Origin of the sequence: Bacteroides sp. OF03-11BH (genome assembly GCF_003604005.1) — a bacterium.
GTDB classification, from domain to species: domain Bacteria; phylum Bacteroidota; class Bacteroidia; order Bacteroidales; family Bacteroidaceae; genus Bacteroides; species Bacteroides ovatus.
Map to the genome: position 1 here is coordinate 15,254 of NZ_QTMW01000051.1, position 22,596 is coordinate 37,849.

At 44.7% G+C, this 22,596-nt stretch carries 14 protein-coding genes; 9 read left to right on the plus strand and 5 right to left on the minus strand.

Annotated features, from left to right (window positions below; translation table 11 throughout):
- The first annotated feature begins 11 nt into the window (after positions 1-11).
- From araA to DXA54_RS23855, 8 genes are all read left to right on the plus strand, one after another.
- Positions 12-1,538 carry an L-arabinose isomerase gene (gene araA / locus DXA54_RS23820; protein ID WP_004307303.1) on the plus strand — a complete coding sequence of 509 codons (1,527 nt, stop codon included), beginning with the start codon at positions 12-14 and terminating at the stop codon, positions 1,536-1,538.
- 103 nt (positions 1,539-1,641) lie between these two features.
- A complete protein-coding gene (locus tag DXA54_RS23825) occupies positions 1,642-3,237 on the plus strand; it encodes a xylulokinase (RefSeq protein WP_120080848.1) in 1,596 nt (531 codons plus the stop codon).
- A gap of 231 nt (positions 3,238-3,468) precedes the next feature.
- The gene (locus DXA54_RS23830) at positions 3,469-5,871 is read left to right on the plus strand and encodes a glycoside hydrolase family 127 protein (RefSeq protein WP_120080850.1); all 2,403 of its coding nucleotides are present in this window, start codon (positions 3,469-3,471) and stop codon (positions 5,869-5,871) included.
- Between the two features lie 131 nt (positions 5,872-6,002).
- Complete coding sequence (locus tag DXA54_RS23835) at positions 6,003-7,547, plus strand: alpha-N-arabinofuranosidase (RefSeq protein ID WP_120080852.1); 1,545 nt, start codon at positions 6,003-6,005, stop codon at positions 7,545-7,547.
- Between the two features lie 142 nt (positions 7,548-7,689).
- Positions 7,690-9,699, plus strand: coding sequence for a transketolase family protein (locus DXA54_RS23840; RefSeq protein WP_120080854.1), 2,010 nt, complete (start codon positions 7,690-7,692; stop codon positions 9,697-9,699).
- Entirely contained in the window at positions 9,699-10,133 is a 435-nt protein-coding gene (rpiB, locus tag DXA54_RS23845) for a ribose 5-phosphate isomerase B (protein ID WP_004309178.1), read from the plus strand. Before DXA54_RS23840 ends, rpiB begins: the two co-directional genes overlap by 1 nt.
- 148 nt (positions 10,134-10,281) lie before the next feature.
- The gene (locus DXA54_RS23850) at positions 10,282-11,292 is read left to right on the plus strand and encodes a methylcobamide--CoM methyltransferase (protein WP_004297447.1); all 1,011 of its coding nucleotides are present in this window, start codon (positions 10,282-10,284) and stop codon (positions 11,290-11,292) included.
- Positions 11,285-11,962, plus strand: a complete 678-nt coding sequence (locus DXA54_RS23855; RefSeq protein WP_008648255.1) for a vitamin B12 dependent-methionine synthase activation domain-containing protein — start codon at positions 11,285-11,287, stop codon at positions 11,960-11,962. The genes DXA54_RS23850 and DXA54_RS23855 overlap by 8 nt, the downstream gene beginning before the upstream one ends.
- Positions 11,963-12,042: 80 nt before the next feature.
- Here the strand turns inward: DXA54_RS23855 and DXA54_RS23860 are convergent, their stop codons facing one another.
- From DXA54_RS23860 to DXA54_RS23880, 5 genes are all read right to left on the minus strand, one after another.
- Positions 12,043-13,614: a sodium:solute symporter gene (locus DXA54_RS23860; RefSeq protein WP_008648257.1), complete on the minus strand. Its 1,572-nt coding sequence runs from the start codon at positions 13,612-13,614 to the stop codon at positions 12,043-12,045.
- A 133-nt stretch (positions 13,615-13,747) separates the two neighbouring features.
- Complete coding sequence (locus DXA54_RS23865; protein ID WP_008648260.1) at positions 13,748-15,553, minus strand: corrinoid protein; 1,806 nt, start codon at positions 15,551-15,553, stop codon at positions 13,748-13,750.
- A 1-nt stretch (position 15,554) separates the two neighbouring features.
- Entirely contained in the window at positions 15,555-17,834 is a 2,280-nt protein-coding gene (locus DXA54_RS23870) for an alpha-xylosidase (RefSeq protein ID WP_120080856.1), read from the minus strand.
- Between the two features lie 152 nt (positions 17,835-17,986).
- Positions 17,987-19,846 (minus strand): right-handed parallel beta-helix repeat-containing protein, encoded by a 1,860-nt coding sequence (locus DXA54_RS23875; protein WP_120080858.1) that lies wholly within the window; start codon positions 19,844-19,846, stop codon positions 17,987-17,989.
- A 111-nt stretch (positions 19,847-19,957) separates the two neighbouring features.
- Positions 19,958-20,437 carry a DUF456 domain-containing protein gene (locus DXA54_RS23880; protein WP_004307315.1) on the minus strand — a complete coding sequence of 160 codons (480 nt, stop codon included), beginning with the start codon at positions 20,435-20,437 and terminating at the stop codon, positions 19,958-19,960.
- A 251-nt stretch (positions 20,438-20,688) separates the two neighbouring features.
- On the opposite strand from DXA54_RS23880, the gene DXA54_RS23885 reads away from it, so the two are divergent.
- The gene (locus tag DXA54_RS23885) at positions 20,689-22,446 is read left to right on the plus strand and encodes an AAA family ATPase (RefSeq protein ID WP_008648265.1); all 1,758 of its coding nucleotides are present in this window, start codon (positions 20,689-20,691) and stop codon (positions 22,444-22,446) included.
- Positions 22,447-22,596 lie beyond the last annotated feature (150 nt).

The window sequence follows — 22,596 nt, forward strand, 5'->3', positions numbered from 1 at the left end:
GCAATAACATTATGAACGCATTTAATCAATATGAAGTATGGTTCGTAACAGGAGCACAGCTTTTGTACGGAGGTGACGCAGTAATCGCAGTAGATGCACACTCTAATGAAATGGTTAACGGATTGAACGAATCCGGTAAACTTCCTGTAAAGGTGGTATACAAAGGAACAGCTAATTCCTCTAAAGAAGTGGAAGCTGTTTTCAAAGCAGCCAATAATGACGAAAAGTGTGTCGGTGTTATCACTTGGATGCATACGTTCTCTCCTGCTAAAATGTGGATTCACGGCTTGCAACAGTTGAAGAAGCCTTTGTTGCACCTGCATACTCAATTCAACAAGGAAATTCCTTGGGATACAATGGACATGGATTTCATGAACCTGAACCAGTCTGCTCACGGTGACCGCGAATTCGGACATATCTGCACCCGTATGCGTATCCGTCGTAAAGTAGTGGTAGGTTACTGGAAAGAGGAAGAGACTTTGCATAAGATTGCCGTTTGGATGCGTGTTTGTGCCGGTTGGGCAGATTCACAGGATATGCTGATTATCCGTTTCGGCGACCAGATGAACAACGTAGCTGTAACCGATGGTGATAAAGTGGAAGCTGAACAACGTATGGGTTACCACGTAGATTACTGTCCGGTAAGCGAATTGATGGAATATCACAAGGATATCAAAAATGAAGAGGTAGATGCATTGGTAGCTACTTACTTCAAGGAATACGATCACGATGCTTCTCTGGAAGATAAATCAACTGAAGCTTACCAGAAAGTATGGAATGCTGCTAAGGCTGAACTGGCTATACGTGCTATCCTGAAAGCCAAAGGTGCCAAAGGATTTACTACCAACTTCGACGATTTGGGCGACATTGAATACAATGGTTTCGATCAAATCCCGGGTCTTGCTTCACAACGTCTGATGGCGGAAGGTTACGGATTCGGTGCTGAAGGTGACTGGAAATCGGCTGCTCTGTACCGCACTGTATGGGTAATGAATCAGGGTCTTCCAAAAGGCTGTTCATTCCTGGAAGATTACACACTGAACTTCGATGGTGCAAACAGCTCTATCCTTCAGTCACACATGTTGGAAATCTGTCCGCTTATCGCAGCCAACAAACCTCGCCTGGAAGTACATTTCCTCGGTATAGGTATCCGCAAGAGTCAGACTGCACGTTTGGTCTTCACTTCAAAAGTAGGTACAGGCTGCACTGCTACTATTGTAGATATGGGTAACCGTTTCCGTCTGATCGTGAACGACGTAGAATGTATCGAGCCGAAACCGCTGCCTAAGTTGCCGGTTGCTTCTGCTCTCTGGATTCCGATGCCAAACCTTGAAGTAGGTGCAGGTGCATGGATTCTGGCTGGTGGAACTCACCACTCTTGCTTCTCTTACGACCTGACAGCAGAATATTGGGAAGATTATGCTGAAATCGCAGGTATCGAAATGGTACATATCAACAAGGATACTACAATCAGCTGCTTCAAGAAAGAACTGCGCATGAACGAAGTTTATTACATGTTGAATAAAGCACTTTGCTAAAAACAATTATTCAAGTTTCGCATGGCTTAATTATTTCGTTAAGTTTTTGCGAAACTTGATTTTTTTTATAATGATCGTTATACCTTAAAATATTGATTTCAACATGAAATTAGATGCAAAATCAACCATCGAGGCAGGTAAAGCAATTCTTGGTATAGAACTCGGTTCTACACGAATAAAAGCTGTCTTGATCGACCAGGAAAACAAGCCTATTGCTCAAGGTAGCCACACTTGGGAAAACCAGTTAGTTGACGGACTTTGGACGTATAGCATTGAAGCCATCTGGTCAGGGCTGCAAGATTGCTATGCCGATCTTCGTACTAACGTAAAGAATGCATACGGCATAGAGATCGAGACTCTGGCTGCCATCGGTGTCAGCGCTATGATGCATGGTTATATGCCATTCAACAAAAAAGAAGAAATCCTCGTGCCTTTCCGCACTTGGAGAAACACTAATACAGGTCGCGCAGCGGCTGCTTTATCCGAACTATTTGTCTATAATATCCCTCTGCGTTGGAGCATTTCCCACTTGTATCAGGCTATTTTAGACAATGAATCACACGTTAATGAAATCGACTTCCTGACCACTCTGGCAGGTTATGTGCATTGGCAGATCACAGGCGAAAAGGTGCTGGGAATAGGTGATGCATCAGGTATGCTTCCTATTGATCCGACTACCCATAACTATTCGGCTGAAATGGTGGCTAAGTTCAACAAACTGATTGCTCCGAAAGAATATAACTGGAAACTAGAAGATATTCTGCCTAAAGTATTGTCAGCTGGTGAAAATGCCGGTGTCCTCACTCCGGAAGGAAGTAAAAAACTCGATGCATCGGGTCATTTGAAGGCAGGAATACCGGTTTGTCCGCCGGAAGGAGACGCAGGTACCGGAATGGTTGCGACTAACGCAGTCAAACAACGTACCGGAAATGTATCCGCAGGTACCTCTTCATTCTCAATGATTGTATTGGAGAAAGAACTGTCGAAGCCATACGAAATGATTGACATGGTGACAACTCCTGACGGAAGTCTGGTAGCCATGGTGCATTGCAACAACTGCACTTCTGATCTCAACGCATGGGTTAACTTGTTCAAGGAATACCAGGAGCTTCTGGGCATACCTGTAGATATGGATGAAATCTATAGTAAACTCTACAATATTGCGCTCACTGGTGATACTGATTGTGGAGGTTTGCTTTCATACAATTATATTTCAGGCGAGCCTGTAACAGGACTTGCTGACGGAAGACCTTTGTTTGTACGTTCGGCAAATGACAAGTTCAACCTGGCAAACTTTATGCGGACTCACTTGTATGCTTCGGTAGGAGTACTCAAGATTGGTAACGACATCCTGTTCAACGAAGAAAAAATCAAAGTGGACAGAATTACTGGTCACGGAGGATTATTCAGAACAAAGGGAGTAGGCCAAAGAATACTTGCTGCAGCCATCAACTCGCCTATTTCCGTGATGGAAACAGCCGGTGAAGGTGGTGCCTGGGGTATTGCCCTGTTAGGTTCTTACCTCGTGAACAATGAAAAGAAACAATCTCTTGCCGATTTTCTGGATGAAAGCGTATTTGTCGGTGACGCGGGTATCGAGGTATCACCTACACCCGAAGATGTAGCCGGCTTCAATACATACATCGAAAACTATAAGGCAGGATTGCCTATCGAAGAGGCAGCAGTCAAATTTAAATAAAATCTTTCTGCCAGAGTCAAACAAGCTTGCAAAATCAGCCCGCACAATTAGCGGGCGTTTTGCAAGCCCGTTTAATCGATTCTAAAAATTAGCGGGCATCTTGCAAACCCGTTAAATCAATTCTAAAAGTCAGCGGGCGTTTTGCAGGCTCGTTAAATCGATGCTAAAAGTCAGCGGGCATTTTGCAGGCTTGCTCTATTGATTCTAAAAACCATTATCACTCCAACTATTATGAAAACATCCTCCTTAATACTTGTCCTCATTATATTCATTGCACAAGGAAAAGCACAGAACCAACAGCAGATTTCTTACTTCCCTCTGCAAGATGTAAAGCTATTGGACAGCCCTTTCCTGCAAGCTCAACAGACTGATTTACATTACATACTTGCATTAGACCCCGACCGTCTGCTCGCCCCTTTTCTCCGCGAAGCAGGGTTACAGCCTAAAGCCCCCAGCTACACCAATTGGGAAAATACCGGATTGGACGGACATATCGGCGGACATTATTTATCTGCACTTTCCATGATGTATGCCGCCACCGGAGATACTGCAGTCTATAATCGCCTCAACTACATGCTGAATGAGTTGAACCGGGCACAACAAACTGTCGGCACAGGATTCATCGGAGGAACTCCGGGAAGCCTTCAACTTTGGAAAGATATAAAAGCGGGGAAGATCCGTGCCGGAGGTTTCGACCTTAACGGCAAATGGGTACCTCTATACAACATACATAAAACTTACGCCGGATTGCGGGATGCATATCTCTATGCAGGAAGCGACCTTGCACGCCAAATGCTTATCGCTTTTACAGACTGGATGATTGATATCACTTCCGGCTTGAGCGACGAACAAATGCAGGATATGCTTCGTAGCGAACATGGCGGATTAAACGAAACATTCGCTGACGTGGCCGAAATCACAGGCGACAAGAAGTATCTGGAACTGGCACGCCGCTTCTCTCACAAGCTTATCTTAGACCCGCTTATCAAAGAGGAAGACAAATTGACGGGGATGCACGCCAACACACAGATTCCGAAAGTGATCGGCTACAAGCGAATAGCCGAACTTTCACAAGACGACAAGAATTGGAATCATGCTGCAGAATGGGATCATGCCGCCCGTTTTTTCTGGAACACGGTGGTCAATCACCGTTCTGTCTGCATCGGAGGAAATAGCGTCCGCGAACATTTCCATCCGTCGGATAACTTCACGTCCATGCTGAACGACGTTCAAGGACCGGAGACCTGTAATACTTACAACATGCTCCGTCTTACCAAAATGCTTTATCAGAATTCTCACAATCCGAATCAAACAAACGAACCTGATCCCAACTACGTAAACTATTACGAACGTGCGCTTTACAATCATATCCTAGCGTCACAAGAGCCGGATAAAGGTGGATTTGTCTACTTCACTCCTATGCGTCCGGGACACTATCGTGTATACTCACAACCGGAAACATCCATGTGGTGCTGTGTAGGTTCAGGCTTGGAGAATCATACCAAATACGGCGAATTTATCTATGCGTATCGGAAAGATACGCTGTATGTCAATCTCTTCATTCCTTCACAACTGACTTGGAAAGAGCAAGGCATTATTTTGACACAGGAAACCCGTTTCCCTGATGACGACAAGGTAACTTTGCGAATAGATGAAGCGCCTAAGAAAAAACGTACTTTAATGATACGTATTCCGGAATGGGCGAACCAATCCAAAGGATATAACGTCAGCATCAATGGAAAAAGAAAAATGTTCGTTATGGCAAAAGGTAACCAGTATCTTCCCCTCTCCCGCAAATGGAAAAAAGGAGATGTCATTACTTTCCACTTACCTATGAAAGTCAGCGTGGAACAGATTCCCGACAAGAAAGATTATTATGCTTTCTTATATGGTCCGATCGTTCTTGCAGCTTCCACAGGCACTGAACATCTTGATGGTTTATATGCCGATGACAGCCGTGGCGGACATATCGCTCATGGCAAACAAATTCCTTTGCAAGAAGTCCCGATGCTGATAGGAAATCCTGATTCAATCTGCAAATCTCTTCAGAAAGAACAGAATAGCCGGATTACTTTCAGCTATAACGGAGAGGTGTATCCTGCACAAGGCAAAGCATTGAAACTCGTTCCGTTCTTCCGCCTGCATAATTCCCGTTATGCCGTTTATTTCCGGCAGGCAAGCGAAGAGCAGTTTAAAGCGATTCAGGAAGAGATGGCAACGGCTGAACGAAAAGCAACGGAATTGGCTAATCAAACCATTGACCTTATCTTCCCTGGCGAACAGCAGCCGGAATCCGACCATGGCATCCAGTATGAACAGGCAGAAACAGGGACGAATAAAGACCGGCATTTCCGACGTGCCAAAGGTTGGTTCGGCTATCAGTTGAAAGTGAAAGAGGAAGCAAGCCGCCTCCTGATTACGGTACGGAAAGATGACCGCAATAAAGTGGCTATTCTTTTGAATAACGAAAAGTTGGCTGTTCATCCGACTATCAGTGAAGCGGATAAAGACGGTTTCATAACCCTTTCATACGTTCTGCCTCAAAAACTGAATACGGGTAGTTGTCCGATACGTTTTATCCCTGACGGGACGGAATGGACCTCTGCCGTTTATGAAGTTCGTTTACTAAAATAGAAGTCACCACAGATTACACGGATTAACACAGATTATTTATGGGTTATAACATGATAGCAGTCAGAATAAAATCAATCTGTGATAATCTGCGCAATCTGTGGTAAAAAATAATCATTAAACAAATACCATTTATGAAAGCAAAACTATTAGTCAGCACGGCTTTTCTGGCAGCATCTGTATCTCTTTCTGCACAAAAGAGTGCTACCATAACCGTACATGCCGACCAAGGCAAAGAAATCATACCGAAGGAAATTTACGGCCAGTTTGCCGAACACCTGGGTTCATGTATCTACGGCGGTCTTTGGGTAGGCGAAAACTCGGATATTCCCAATATTAAGGGATACCGCACAGATGTATTCAATGCACTGAAAGACTTGTCCGTTCCCGTCCTTCGCTGGCCGGGCGGATGCTTTGCCGATGAATACCACTGGATGGACGGCATTGGTCCGAAAGAGAACCGTCCGAAGATGGTGAACAACAACTGGGGCGGAACCATTGAAGATAACAGTTTCGGAACACACGAGTTTTTGAATCTTTGCGAAATGCTGGGTTGCGAACCATACGTGAGTGGAAATGTAGGTAGCGGTACCGTAGAAGAACTCGCCAAATGGGTGGAATACATGACCTCCGACGGGGACTCTCCCATGGCCAATCTTCGTCGTAAGAATGGTCGTGACAAAGCATGGAAACTCAAATATCTGGGAGTAGGAAATGAAAGCTGGGGCTGTGGTGGCAGCATGCGTCCGGAATATTATGCGGACTTATACCGTCGTTATTCTACTTATTGCCGTAACTATGACGGCAACCGTCTGTTCAAAATTGCCAGTGGTGCAAGTGACTATGATTACAAATGGACAGATGTATTGATGAATCGTGTAGGACACCGGATGGACGGTCTTTCTCTGCACTATTATACCGTAACCGGATGGAGCGGTAGCAAAGGATCAGCCACTCAATTCAACAAGGATGATTATTACTGGACGATGGGCAAATGTCTGGAAGTGGAAGATGTACTCAAGAAACATTGTACCATCATTGACAAATATGACAAGGACAAGAAAATCGCTCTCTTACTGGACGAATGGGGAACCTGGTGGGATGAGGAGCCCGGAACCATCAAAGGACATCTGTATCAGCAAAACACGTTGCGTGATGCTTTCGTGGCTTCTTTAAGTCTTGATGTATTCCACAAATATACAGACCGCTTGAAGATGGCAAATATCGCACAGATTGTCAACGTACTTCAATCGATGATTCTGACAAAAGACAAAGAAATGGTGCTCACTCCTACTTATTATGTCTTCAAGATGTATAAAGTACATCAGGATGCCACTTATCTTCCTATCGACCTGACTTGCGAAAAGATAAGTGTACGTGATAACCGCACTGTACCGATGGTGAGCGCCACAGCTTCCAAAAATAAAGATGGGGTGATCCATATTTCTCTTTCCAATGTAGATGCTGATGAAGCGCAGGAAATCACCATCAATCTGGGTGATACGAAAGCCAAGAAAGCTGTCGGAGAGATTCTGACCGCTTCCAAACTGACCGATTACAATTCTTTTGAAAAACCTAATATTGTAAAACCGGCACCTTTCAAAGAGGTAAAAATCAATAAAGGTACAATGAAGGTAAAACTTCCTGCTAAGTCCATTGTTACTTTAGAGTTACAGTAATTTTAGAGCAATTACTTATTGTATCACAAACAAGAAGACCGTAAAATTGTCGATAAAAAAGATAGCTCTTTTGGATTGTTAAATCCACATAAAGAGTTATCTTTGCGAACAATCTGACAGAAATCAATTAAATTTTAATGATATGAACGATAACAAACTTATGAATCGTGCAGCGGATAACATCCGTATTCTTGCTGCTTCAATGGTTGAGAAAGCCAATTCCGGTCACCCGGGTGGCGCCATGGGTGGTGCTGATTTTGTAAATGTACTCTTCTCTGAGTTTCTAGTATACGATCCTGAAAATCCCCGTTGGGAAGGACGTGACCGCTTCTTCCTCGACCCGGGCCACATGTCTCCGATGCTTTATTCTACGTTGGCATTGACAGGAAAATTCACGCTGGACGAGCTGAAAGAATTCCGTCAATGGGGAAGCCCTACTCCGGGACATCCTGAAGTGGACATCATGCGTGGTATCGAAAATACTTCTGGTCCGCTGGGACAAGGACACACTTTTGCAGTAGGTGCTGCTATCGCTGCCAAATTCTTGAAAGCCCGTTTCGACGAGGTGATGAATCAGACCATTTACGCTTACATCTCTGACGGTGGTATTCAGGAAGAAATCTCTCAAGGTTCCGGACGTATTGCCGGTGCACTGGGATTGGACAACCTGATTATGTTCTATGACTCCAACGATATTCAGCTTTCTACAGAAACGAAAGATGTAACCGTTGAAGATACTGCCATGAAATATGAAGCATGGGGATGGAACGTACTTAGCATCAACGGTAATGATCCTGACGAAATCCGTGCGGCAATCAAAGAAGCACAGGCTGAAAAAGAACGCCCGACGCTGATTATCGGTAAAACCGTAATGGGTAAAGGTGCACGCAAGGCAGACGGCAGCAGCTATGAAGCTAACTGCGCTACACACGGTGCTCCTCTCGGCGGCGACGCATACGTAAATACAATCAAGAATCTGGGTGGTGATCCTACTAACCCGTTCGTTATATTCCCGGAAGTAGCCGAACTGTATGCAAAAAGAGCAGAAGAACTGAAGAAGATCGTTGCTGAAAAGTATGCAAAGAAAGCTGCATGGGCGAAAGCAAACCCGGAACTGGCAGCAAAACTGGAACTCTTCTTCTCGGGCAAAGCTCCGAAAGTGGACTGGGCTGCTATCGAACAGAAAGCAGGTAGCGCTACTCGTGCTGCATCTGCAACCGTATTGGGCGCACTTGCTACACAGGTAGAAAACATGATCGTTGCTTCGGCCGACCTTTCTAACTCTGACAAGACTGACGGTTTCCTGAAAAAGACTCATTCTTTCAAGAAAGGTGATTTCAGCGGAGCATTCTTCCAAGCAGGTGTATCTGAATTGTCAATGGCTTGTATCTGTATCGGTATGTCTCTCCACGGTGGTGTGATCGCTGCTTGCGGTACATTCTTCGTATTCTCCGACTACATGAAACCTGCCGTACGTATGGCTGCTTTGATGGAACAACCGGTGAAATTTATCTGGACACACGACGCATTCCGCGTAGGTGAAGACGGTCCTACTCACGAACCGGTAGAACAAGAAGCTCAAATCCGCCTGATGGAAAAACTGAAAAACCATAAGGGACACAACTCTATGTTGGTACTTCGTCCGGCTGATGCAGAAGAGACAACCATTGCTTGGAAACTTGCTATGGAAAATATGTCTACTCCTACAGGATTGATCTTCTCTCGTCAGAATATTGCCAATTTACCGGCAGGAACAGATTACGAACAAGCAGCCAAGGGTGCTTATATCGTAGCAGGTTCCGACGAAAATCCGGATGTTATCCTGGTGGCTTCAGGTTCTGAAGTGTCTACATTGGTAGCCGGCACAGAGTTACTTCGCAAAGAGGACGTGAAGGTACGCATTGTATCTGCTCCTTCTGAAGGTCTGTTCCGCAACCAACCGAAAGAATATCAGGAAGCTATTCTTCCGGCAGATGCGAAGATTTTCGGTATGACTGCCGGTCTGCCTGTCACTCTTCAAGGTCTGGTAGGTTGCCACGGTAAAGTTTGGGGATTGGAATCTTTCGGTTTCTCTGCTCCTTACACAGTGTTGGATGAGAAACTTGGATTTACTGCCGAGAACGTATATAACCAAGTAAAAGCAATGCTCTAATGAAAACAATCGGATTAGCATGCGACCATGCCGGTTTTGAACTGAAAGAATATGTTCGCGGCTGGCTGGAAGTAAAAGGCTGGGCTTACAAGGATTTCGGAACTAACTCTACCGCAAGCGTAGACTATCCGGATTATGCTCATCCGCTGGCTCTTGCAGTGGAATCGGGAGAATGTTATCCCGGTATCGCTATCTGCGGCAGTGGAAACGGAATCAATATGACGCTGAACAAGCACCAGGGAATTCGTGCTGCTCTCTGCTGGAATGCAGAAATTGCGCACCTGGCTCGTCAGCACAATGACGCTAATGTACTGGTTATGCCGGGACGCTTCATCAGCACTGAAGAAGCGGATATGATTTTGACAGAGTTCTTCTCTACCAAATTTGACGGTGGCCGTCATCAGAATCGTATTGATAAGATTCCGGTAAAATAAAGCTCGAAGATAAATCAAATAGGTGTAAAGCTGCTCTTCTTTCTGAAGGGCAGCTTTTTTTATACCGGTATCAGATTTTATCATATACGAGATTACAAAAGAGGGGTAACTTCGTCTTTATTACAAGACGAAGTTAAAAACTAAAATTATGGGTAAACTGAATATGAAAGAATGGATCAGCCAAACGATCCAACGTAAGGAAACGATTGCAATTCCGATCATGACACATCCGGGTATCGAATTTATCGGGAAAACGGTGCATGATGCGGTAACAAACGGACAGGTTCATTATGAGGCTATCAAAGCTCTTTGTGACAAGTATCCGGCTGCGGCAGCAACCGTTATCATGGATCTGACGGTAGAAGCGGAAGCTTTCGGGGCAGAGATTATCTTTCCGAAAAATGAGGTGCCCAGTGTGTCCGGCCGTTTACTGGCGGATGAAGCTGCTATTGAAAAGCTGGAAGTTCCGGCGTTGAATAAAGGAAGAATCCCGGAATATCTTAAAGCAAATATGCTGACAGCCAGAAATGTTACAGACCGTCCGGTTTTTGCCGGTTGCATCGGTCCTTATTCGCTGGCCGGACGTTTGTATGATATGTCGGAAATCATGATGCTGATTTATATTAATCCCGATGCAGCCAATACGTTATTAAGAAAATGCAGTGACTTCATCACCCGCTATTGCATGGCATTGAAAGCAACCGGTGTGAACGGTGTAATCATGGCTGAACCTGCTGCAGGACTGTTATCCAACGAAGATTGCCTGCAATATTCTTCTTTATTTGTGAAAGAAATAATAGAGAAGGTACAGGATGAGCACTTTGCCGTAGTGCTTCATAATTGCGGAAACACAGGGAATTGCACGCAAGCGATGGTTTATACCGGTGCAGCCGCTTACCACTTCGGGAATAAAATTAAGATGGAGGAAGCGTTGAAAGAGGTTCCGACCGATGCACTGGCAATGGGAAATCTGGACCCGGTGAGCCTTTTCAAGATGGCAGGCCCGGAGACTATGAAGGAAGCGACTTTGCAACTATTGGAGACTACCCGTGCATATCCTAATTTCGTATTGTCAAGTGGTTGTGATATTCCGCCACATACGTCTTCTATTAATATAGACGCATTTTATACCGCATTGGAAGAGTTCAATAATGGTTGAACAGGAACTTACTTACCAGAAACTGCAAATCCCATCGTCCGATATCTACGAAGCGATGGGATATAAAGATTCTATGCCGGATGGAATGGTTATAGAAGAAATAAATACGTTACTTGACCGTATCACTCCCCTTCTTCGTCCCCGTTTTTTCTTTTTCCTCACTGACGGACTGCTTGACACTGAAAAAGCAACACTGACTGTAAAAGATACGGTTCTCTCAATCAGTAAAACCATTGCCCGCCAACTACGGGGTTCGGAAGCCTTTGCCTTTTTTACTGCAACTGCCGGAGTTGAATTTGAGAAGTTTCAACATCTGCTTCAGCAAGAGGACGACATGGTGAAAGTATATATAGCAGACTCATTAGGGAGCATCATTGCAGAAAAGGCTGCTGATTGCATGGAAGAGAAGTTGGCTGCATTTATCGAAAAGAGAGGTTGGAAGCACACTAACAGATACAGCCCCGGCTATTGCGGATGGCACGTATCGGAACAACAAAAACTATTCTCCTTATTTCCGGTCGCTTCGCCCTGTGGTATTCAGTTGACAGATTCCAGCCTGATGATTCCCATCAAATCTGTAAGTGGTATTATTGGAGTGGGTTCTCATGTCCGTAAGCTGGAATATACTTGCGGGCTGTGTACGTACGAAAATTGCTTTCGTAGAAAATAGTTTCACCACAGAGGACGCAGAGACACGGAGTCTTTTTATTATTAGATAATAATCTCTGCGTCCTCTGTAGTGAATAAAAACTAGTGGCCATTGAAGAAGATGTAAAGCCCGATCATAGTCACAATAAGTAATCCCCATAGGATAAGAACAATTCGTGCAGGTTTGTCCTCTATCTTTTCCATATTCAAGATGCCCAATTGCGGAGACTTATCCCACAGGCTGACTACTATCATGCCTATTCCGATGATAACGAATAAGTAGAAGGAAAGCAGCATAAAATGGGGCCATGCATCATATTGTTCTGCCGGAAACACCCATAAATACAAGATTCCTACTCCGATACTGAACACTGTTCCCAATGTTAGAGCCATATTAGCTGCCAGAGTAGTGGTGCGTTTCCAGAACACGCCAAAGAGAAATACAGCTGCCATCGGAGGAGCTATAAATCCCAGTACAGACTGGAAAACATTAAACAAATTCAGTCCCTTGATGCTGTCGATCGCTATGGTTATTATCACAGAGATCAGTGCACCGACTACCGTAACCACTTGTCCCACTCTGATAATCTCTTTCTGTTTGGCCTGCGGTCGGATTTTCTTCACATAGATATCCATCGTGAATACCGTACTTAATGCATTCAATGCAGAGCCGACAGTACTTACCAATGCTGCTGTCAATACAGCCAATACCAAGCCGACCATTCCTGTCGGGAACAAATGAGTCACCATTGTCATATAAGCCTCATCGGGATTCTCCAATTGTGGGAATAAAGCGAGGCAGATAATGCCGGGAAGAATGTAAAGAGGTACATCTAATATTTTCAACCATCCGGTAAAGTTGGTTCCCATCTGTCCTTCTTTGAGATTCTTGGCAGCAAGAACCGGTTGCACCATCGACTGATCCGTACACCAGAACCAAACTCCCATAATAGGATAACCCAGGATAATAGGTAGCCAGGGAAAAGCCGGGTCATCATTTGGATAGAAAAGATTCCAGTAATCCGCCGGAACGGCATCCACCAGTGCTCCTACACCACCCACTTTATAGATTCCCATGATAGCCAGTGTGGCTGATACTACAATCAACAGTATCATTTGATATACATTCGTGTAGGCCACAGCTTTCAGTCCGCCGAGCATCGTGAAGAAAGCGGAGATGACAAGTAACAGCAATGCCGATTGCCACATAGGAATATCGAAGACCTGACGGATCAGGACTCCACCGGCAAATAAAGTCAATGCAAGCCATGAAATAAGAATGGTAATAATGGTATACCAGGCAAGGATGTTACGGGTAGATTGTCCGAAACGTTTTCCCATAAATTCGGGCAATGTCGTAATGCGACTACCCAAATATCGGGGAGCAAAGACAAAAGCAAGCAGACATATAAAGACAAATGCATACCAAGCATAATTCCCCGAAACAATACCAGTAGTAAATCCGGCACTTGCGGAAGCTATCAACATGGAAGGTCCGACATTCGTCCCCCACATGGAAAAGCCGATATGATACCATCTCAACGAATTCTCCGCAAGGAAAAGACTACTCCCCTTTTTTCGTTTAGAACTTGCCCATATACCAATAGCTATCAAAATAAGGAAGTAGGCAATCAGAATACTCCAATCTAATGTCTCTAAGAATTTCACATGCATAATTCAAGTATTAAATAAGTAACGTAAGTTTAAATCTAATTTTCTTTTAGGCAAGGATTACATGGATTTCACGGTTTTAATAGGCTATGTAATTAAGAGCCGTGTTGATCCGTGTAATCCGTGCCTTTTTATTCTATTTTTTATTTCCAATCAGTTCTTTGGCAACTGCTACGGCTGTATTCGCATTATCACTATATCCGTCTGCACCGATTTCGTCAGCAAACCCCTGACTGACGGGTGCTCCGCCAATCATCACTTTCACCTGATTACGAATACCGGCCTCTTCCAATGCCTGAATAACCTCTTTCATATACGTCATGGTAGTAGTCAGCAATGCGCTCATGCACAAGATGTCAGCATGGTTTTCCTTCACAGCTTCCACAAACTTGTCACAAGTCACATCAATACCAATATTTATGACTTCAAAGCCGCACCCCTCCAGCATGGAAGCCACCAGGTTTTTACCAATATCATGGAGGTCTCCTTTCACTGTACCGATGACAATCTTACCGATTGTAGTGGAAGCACTTCCTGCCAATAAAGGTTTCAGTAGTTCCAAAGCCCCTTTCATGGCACGTCCTGCCATCAACAGTTGGGGAACAAAAGCCTTTCCATCCTGGAAACGTTGTCCCACTTCGCCCATTGCTTTAATCATATAATTATTGATAATCATTTGGGGAGCTACTCCTTCCGCAATGGCTTGTCGGGTGATTTCAACCGCAGGTTCCAGTTTCCCGGCAACAATGGCTTCATACAGAGGTTTCAGTTTATCCTCTTGCTGGTGTTGTTCTTCCCGTATACAAATACGTTCCTGTCCGGTAGCTGCCAAGTCGGTATCCTGTTGATGTTCATTGGTATTTACAGCGGTAGAAGAACCGGTATATTCTTCAACAATCCGCATAGCCTGCTCCACTTCCTTTTCGTTATGGAAATCCATTTCCAAATGTACACCGTCCGCGCCGATATGATCCAATAGAGGTTTTAGTTCGTCTAATGTCACCCAGCAAGCCATCACGCTCTTTCCGCCTGCCAGAATCTTCTTATACAAATCGTACCATTTGGGAGATCCTCCTTGTGGTTCGCCCACTCCGGGAGTCCATTGAATCGCATTCAATTCTTCAATTTCAAGCAAGGCAGGCAGGTGATGCATGGCTCCCACTCCATCCAGATGATAAAGGGTATAATCAATCTTCTGACATTGTTCACGAATAAAAGGTTGCACAAACCGGCGATAATCATCCTGACTAATCATGGTCGAAATATCACTTTGCAATTTACTCATCTTTCCGGGAGCCCAGGACGAGAAATAACAGAAAGCCATCTCGTCGCCTTCACGGATGATGTCGTATAGTTCATCAAATACTTTGAAGTAGATGTCGTTGATTTGCTGCATCTGTTGTTCCAAGATTTCGGGCTGCATCACTGTGTCCAGTAATACCCTATCCGTTCCTTTCAGTGCGGCCAGGACATCCAGTCCTTCCATCAGGTCGGGCATACCGACAAAGTAGTGTCCGTTGGCTTTCGCTTTGCAGGCTTTCAGGAGTTCTTTATGAAGAATCCAGTTCGGGTGTTCGGGGTTAAAGACTATTTCATCGGTGAAATCCGGGTTGGGATGAATCCAAATGGTGTCTTCCCCGCCTTCAAACACTCCGCCTAAAATGGCGGCTAGAGAACCGGGACCCAGTTGGGTATTCGCAACCGGAAGAATATCGGCCTTCAGACTGCTGTGCGCCACATACCAATCCAGATATTCCGCTCTCCATTGAGGGTCGAACCACTTTTGTGACAGGTCTTTTGCCGGTGCGGGAGACGTTATCTCTGCATGTGGTTGCACTCCTTCCTGGAAGTGCTCCCACATATTGAGAATGATTCCTTTATGGTTCCACCAATTTATATAACGTTGTTTTGTTTCTTCTAAATTACTCTTCCATGTTTTCATACTATACTAAATTAATTAATTTTCTACCACAATCTATCATAGTCCAAAATCCTTTATAATCATTATCTATGCGTAAAGCCATGCTCTTGCTTAAATCCATTTCATCCGTACAGTCCACGTCTTCCGGATAGATGGGGATCACGGCATTTGCACGCACATATACGGGCATTTCTTCCAATGGAACGTATACGTCTTTCAGCCAGCATGCTCCTTCCAGACGTTCTCCCGTAAAGAAGTTCACCCATTTTCCTTCGGGAAGATAGATATCCCGACGGTTCTCGCTGTTCATCACCGGAGCTACCAGGAAATCATTGCCGAAATAGTATTCATCATCCACATGCCAACAAAGTTTATCTTCCGGATGATGCAGAATGAGTGCCTGCAAGAGCGGATAGCCGCTTTCTATGGCTAGTTTACTTTGTTCTATGATGTATGGAATGAGCGAATAACGCAATTTCCACCACTTTTTCACCAACGGAGCTATGGCCGGATAGTGCCAGGGTTCACGCTTATTGGTTCCGTGATAACGGATATGCGATGTGAATACGCCGAATTGAGTCCAACGCATGTACACATCATCTGCTACTACCGAGTTCATAAAATTGGGCAATGTATGGAAGCCGGGAACATCATGGCTCCAAAAAGCAAATCCCGACAGACCGAAATGCAGACCGCCTTTCAGAGAACCTGCCATTCCATCCCAAGAGCTACATGAATCGCCTCCCCAATGCAAAGGATAACGCTGGCATCCCGCCCATGCGGAACGTGCCCAGACAATGCCGTCACCTGTCACTTCTTTCGTAATTTCGTAAGCAGCCTTTTGATAAAGCAGGGCATACAGGTTGTTCAACAATTCCGGCTTCATGCCTTTATAGAGGGCGTCCATGTGAATGTTTTCACCGAAATCGGTTTTGATACAGGTTACTCCCATATCCAGAAGTTGTTTCAATAGTCCTTTGTACCATTCGGTTGCTTTCGGGTAAGTAAAGTCGATTGTTCCGGCATAATCCAGGGCGGAGAAGTTGGAACCATCGGTCGCTTGTTGTTTGGTCAATGGGGCTATATAATCATTGGCTCTGGCTTCATCAATCTGCTCTGCATTTTCCGCAACGTATGGAAGTTGCCATAAAGAGACACGATAGCCGTTCTTTTTCAACCGCCCGACGAATCCTTTCGGATCGGGGAACCGTTCTTCATTGAATTTCCATTCGCAGAGCCAATCGGTACGGAACCAGCCCGTATCCAGATGAATTACATCACAGGGATAGTGTTCGGCATGCATGCGGTCGCATATTTCGTCTACTTCATCGGCACTGAAATAAGTCATACGGCTCATCCAAACGCCAAAACTCCAAAGAGGAGGCATAGACGGATAGCCGGTCAGGTCACGATAACCGCGAAGAATATCTTCCATCGTATCACCGCCTATTACAAATACATCCAACAATGCCTGGTCGCTTAGAAACTGGACGGAACGGGTGGAATGTCCGGCCAGCGAGAGCTTGCTATGAGCACATGTATGGTAGAATGTTCCATACATGCGGCTGGATAGATAGAAGGGGATATTCTTATAAGTACGCCGATTATTGACTCCTTGCCCGTCCTGGTTTTTCAGGAAGAAAGTCTGTCCGCTTAAGTCCATTTTAAAGAAACGTTCTCCGGTTCCGGCAAAACATTCATCGGGCTTACATTCAAAAGAAAGCGTTGCACGTTCTTTCCGACCGTCGCGTTTGCAAAAGGCAACAGGTAGCGCATCGTAGCGGGGAGGCGAAAAATGGTCGTAGGCTGACAAGCGGATTTCACGCTTTCCGTCAGGGTATAAAGTGATGTCAAGCGTTTCTTGAGGGTCGGGAAGCAATTCGCTCCATCGGTCTAATAGAGGCTCTTCCACATTGATAATGGCACGCTTCGTTCCGTCTTCCGTCGAAAGAATCCATTTTCCTTTTTGTTCTTTTATAAACAGGGGCACTTTCTGAATCCGGTCACTGAATTGCAGCATTTCCGACTCATCTGTCAGTACATAATCGCCGAAGCCAAGAAACAGGCGGGTGATGCCGATGTTATACTGACGGATGATTAACGTATATTCCTCCTGGGGAACATCGGTATCCGCCATCATATCGTTAGCCAGCTTTTGCTTCTGAAAGGGAACTGTTACGTAAATATCTCCTTCCTTTTCATAAACAGCCGTTGGCTTGTATGCTTTCCAAAGCGACTCATTCCTTGATAACTCGGTATCGAAATCAAGGAAATCAAATAAGTGATAGTTCGTTGGTTTCATCTATTTTATTGATTAAATATCGTTTATTGATTACTATAATTATCATATTAGTTTGAATGATTACCATACTAGTCTAGTTCTAATGATTATTACACTAGTTTATTGATTGCTATACTAGTACATTGATGACTATGTTAATCCATTGATTTGTTTCAATCTTGCTTTATTCTTCCAGCTTTGTATTTAATACTGTCCGCCACTTGAGGCCCGTTATTCTTCCACACGTTCTTTTTCCCGGGGCGGTTCGAATCAAAACGTTCAGTGGGACACCAGTTGTTTTCCATTGTATATCCGTCCGTAGCTTCATCCAGATAGATATAAAAAGCCCGGTCATTCGTAGCGTAGGGGGCTTCGATTAAATGTTCGATCCGGTTATTTCGCATGACGGAACCCGGCTGGTTGGAAAGAGTATACAGGCCGCCTGCATCGTATAGCCGACGGGCAAAGTGATGTACATAGTTTGCTTCTATCCGGTTGTTGCACATTCCGCTCTCCAGCGATGTCCATCCCCAGCCTACACAAATCCCTGAATAGTTCAGATGGCAGACTTCATTATGAGAAATATCCATGTTTCTGACATATCCGGCGCCGATACCTACACATCCCCAGTCTTCATTAGTCACATTACTGATGAAATTGTTTCTGATAGTAATATGGGAACATAATTCCCGTGCGTCAGCAGGAATAAAAGGGATGTGCGTCTCAAATCCTCCGTCCGGAAATGCACCGACCAGTAAAGCCGTTCCTCCAATATCCGTAAATTGACAATCTTCGACGCTCGATGCTGTGACTGCCCATTCATAATCCAGTCCGGTGGACGATAAATGACGGAAGGTGCAATGCTTGAAATCAATATGCTCGGCACCTCTTACACGTATCGCTGTTTCGGGACGGGTGATCCAGGCTTGGTTCTCCAGTTCCGCTTTTTCCGGAAGCCCCGGTTCTTGTAGTTTATAGGCATCCAATAAAGGAAATCCCCCTTGCAAGGTGACGTGCCCCTGAAAAGAAGGACGCATCCAGGAGGTATGCGCAAAAGTAATTCCGTTAAATTGTATATGCTTTACCGGACGGGACAATGTACCGTCTATGGTCACTAAAGTTTCCAAAGCAGGGATAATCACTTCAGCAGTTTCCATATTTTCGTCCGCCTGCGGATAATAGTAAATCATGCCGGAAGGATATTCCTGAAACCATTCACCGGGTTGGTCCAGCAATTCCAGTGCATTGGTCAGACAAAAGGAAGAATTTCCTTTCTCTCCTCCGATGACGGGTTGCGGCCAGGGATGCGCAAACTCCAGGTGACTTTCGGGTTCATGGAAGCGAACTACAGCTTGTCCGTCTTTCGCGTCTATACTTTTCACGCGCAAAATAGCAATCGCCCAGCGTTGATGGACAATCATTTCCAGTTGGCCGGCATTTTGAAGTCTTTCCGGATTTACACTTTGAGAAACGGGGATCGTTATTGTTTGTTCTTCCGGATTGAAGTCAATCATTCGTTCCAATCCTCCGTCAGGAAATTGCGCAGCTCTTTGAACTTTATGACCGTTCACCCACATTTGCCGGGTTTCTACTCTTCTATTTCCTATTAGGGGAGCCTCTGCCGACCATATCTTCTGCTTTAGCTTTTCAGGAATTGCCGGATGATTACATCCACGCTTCCACCCCGTAACAGCAACTCCACCACTAATTACAGGGTGAGCACCATCTACTGCACAAATCACCGTTGGAGAATCGGGTGTCCCACTATCTTCCGGACGAAGAAATAGAGAATTGCGCTGGGCATAAACACCCTCTTCCAAACGAATATAAATTCCTCCGGCTACTTCCGGCCGATTCAGTCTACGCCATTCACGAGCCTGCTTGATTGCCCGGTTTAATGTATTAAACGGAGCTTCCTTTGTCCCGGGATTCTTATCATTCCCCTGCAGGGATACATAAATTTCTCCCGCAAAAAGCGAGGGAAACCACCCCAAGAAAATGATAAAAGAAAGATAAATAAAAGTCTTTTTCATGGTACTACCTCAATGTGCTACTTCAATAAAGACGAACACACATCGATTTAGTACTCTATGTAAAGGCAATAGATAGGTTATTCTTACGAATGTTTTACAACATCAAATAGGTTACCGAATAAGACCTATGATAAATTGATAGCAAAAATAACCACAGACAACGAACTTCAGTAAAGTTCCGAATATAAATCCGAGTAAAGAGCCCACACCTGATTTAAGTGCCTGCGAGAACTCTTTATTTCCTAATAGTTCACCAATCACCGCCCCTAGAAACGGACCGAGAATAATGCCCCAAGGCAAGAAAAGAAGACCGACAAGGGTTCCTATGATACATCCCCAATTACCCCATTTACTACCGCCACTATATTTACTTCCCAGCATCGGAGTGAAATAATCCAATACCTGCAAAACAGCTACAATCAATAACCATACGATGAATTGTGTCGTAGAATATTGTACCTTATCCGTGAAGTGCAGAATAACCAACCCGACATAAGCAATAGGCGGACCGGGAAGAAACGGCAGAATACAACCAGCTAACCCGGCTATCATACAAAGGGCACTAATTACAATCAAAATAATGTCCAACATAATCTATTTTTTTAGTTCTGCACAAAAATACAGTATCTTTCAGTAAAAACAAGCTAACCCCGAGAATTATTTCCGCCCCTTCACAGCTGTTTCAGAATAGTTTTGCGAAGGCTGCAATTCTTAGTGTGAATGAGTTTTTCCAATACTTTTTTGAGGATGCCTCGTACCCAACAAGAACTTTTACTATCTTTGTGTCGTTAACGCTATTAATAAGCAAGTTATAATATAAGAAATCAGCAGGAGGACAGGAAATGGATCCAATGGAATATATAGTACCCAACAGAAAGCGTTTGCCTTACGGTATGATGAACTTCGCAGTCATCCGCCGCGAAGACTATTATTATGTAGACAAAACCCGCTTCATTCCTATGATAGAGCAGGCAGACCGGTTCTTTTTCTTCATCCGTCCCCGCCGCTTCGGCAAAAGCCTCACGCTGAACGTACTGCAACACTACTACGATGTGCGTACCCGCGATAAGTTCAACGATTTATTCGGCGACCTCTACATCGGGAAGCATCCCACAGCAAACCGCAACAGCTACCTGGTGCTTTACCTTAACTTTTCAGGCATCACCGGCGAACTGAACGATTATCGAAAAGGACTGGATGCACATTGCCAAATCCGCTTCGACTTCTTCTGTGAAGTCTACTCCGACCTTCTACCACACGGCATCAGAGAACGATTGGACGAAAAGGACGGGGCTGTCAACCAACTGGACTATTTGGTTTCGGAGTGCGAACGTGCCGAACAGAAAATGTATCTCTTCATCGACGAATACGACCACTTCACCAACGCCATCCTTTCCGATGCGGAAAGCTTGCACCGCTACACTGATGAAACGCATGGCGAAGGTTATCTGCGTGCTTTCTTCAATAAGGTGAAGGCAGGAACTTATTCCAGCATAGAGCGTTGTTTCATCACCGGCGTAAGCCCCGTAACGATGGATGACCTGACGAGTGGCTTCAACATCGGCACGAACTACTCACTTACACCCCAATTTAACCAAATGATGGGGTTCACCGAAGAAGAAGTGCGCGAAATGCTGACTTACTATTCAACAAACAGCCCTTTCCGCCATACTGTTGACGAACTAATTGAAATAATGAAACCGTGGTACGACAATTATTGCTTCGCACAGGATTGTTACGGTGAAACTACCATGTACAACTCCAACATGGTGCTCTACTTCGTGAAGAATTACATAGATAACGGCAAAGCACCACGAGAAATGATAGAAGATAATATACGTATCGACTATGAAAAGCTGCGTATGCTCATTCGAAAGGATAAGGAGTTTGCACACGATGCTTCCGTCATTCAAACTTTAGTGAGTCAAGGCTATATCACCGGTGAACTGAAGAAGGGTTTCCCTGCCGTCAACATCACCAATCCAGACAATTTTATAAGCCTGCTCTACTATTTCGGAATGTTGACCATTAGCGGAATAGATAAAGGCAAGACCAAACTGACCATTCCGAACCTGGTGGTTCAAGAGCAGCTCTACACTTATTTGCTGAATACCTACAACGACGCAGACTTAAATTTCAGCAGCTACGAAAAGAGCGAACTTTCAAGTCAGCTCGCCTATGATGGCAATTGGCAAGCCTATTTCGGTTACATTGCCGACTGCCTGAAACGTTATGCATCCCAGCGTGACAAGCAAAAGGGCGAATTCTTCGTTCACGGCTTCACCTTGGCCATGACTGCGCAAAACCGCTTCTACCGTCCTATCTCCGAGCAAGATACACAAGCGGGTTACGTCGATATTTTCCTCTGTCCCATGTTGGACATATATTCTGACATGAAGCACAGCTACATCGTTGAGTTGAAGTACGCCAAATATCGCGATTCTGAAAACCGTGTGGAGGAATTGCGTCAGGAAGCCATCGCCCAGGCCAACCGCTATGCCGACACGGACACGGTGAAACAAGCTATTGGCTCCACGCAACTACACAAGATTGTAGTGGTATATAAAGGTATGGAAATGCGGGTATGCGAAGAGTTATAATGAACAATCTCTTCACCCTTCACTTTTCCTTGTATTATCCTATCTATAAGCAGTTTATAGGTGAAGGGTGTTCCCTTCACCCATCCTTTCACGTGTAAGCGTCTGTAAGCGTCTCCGCGATTCTATATAGTGTATTAAAATAAAAAGGCT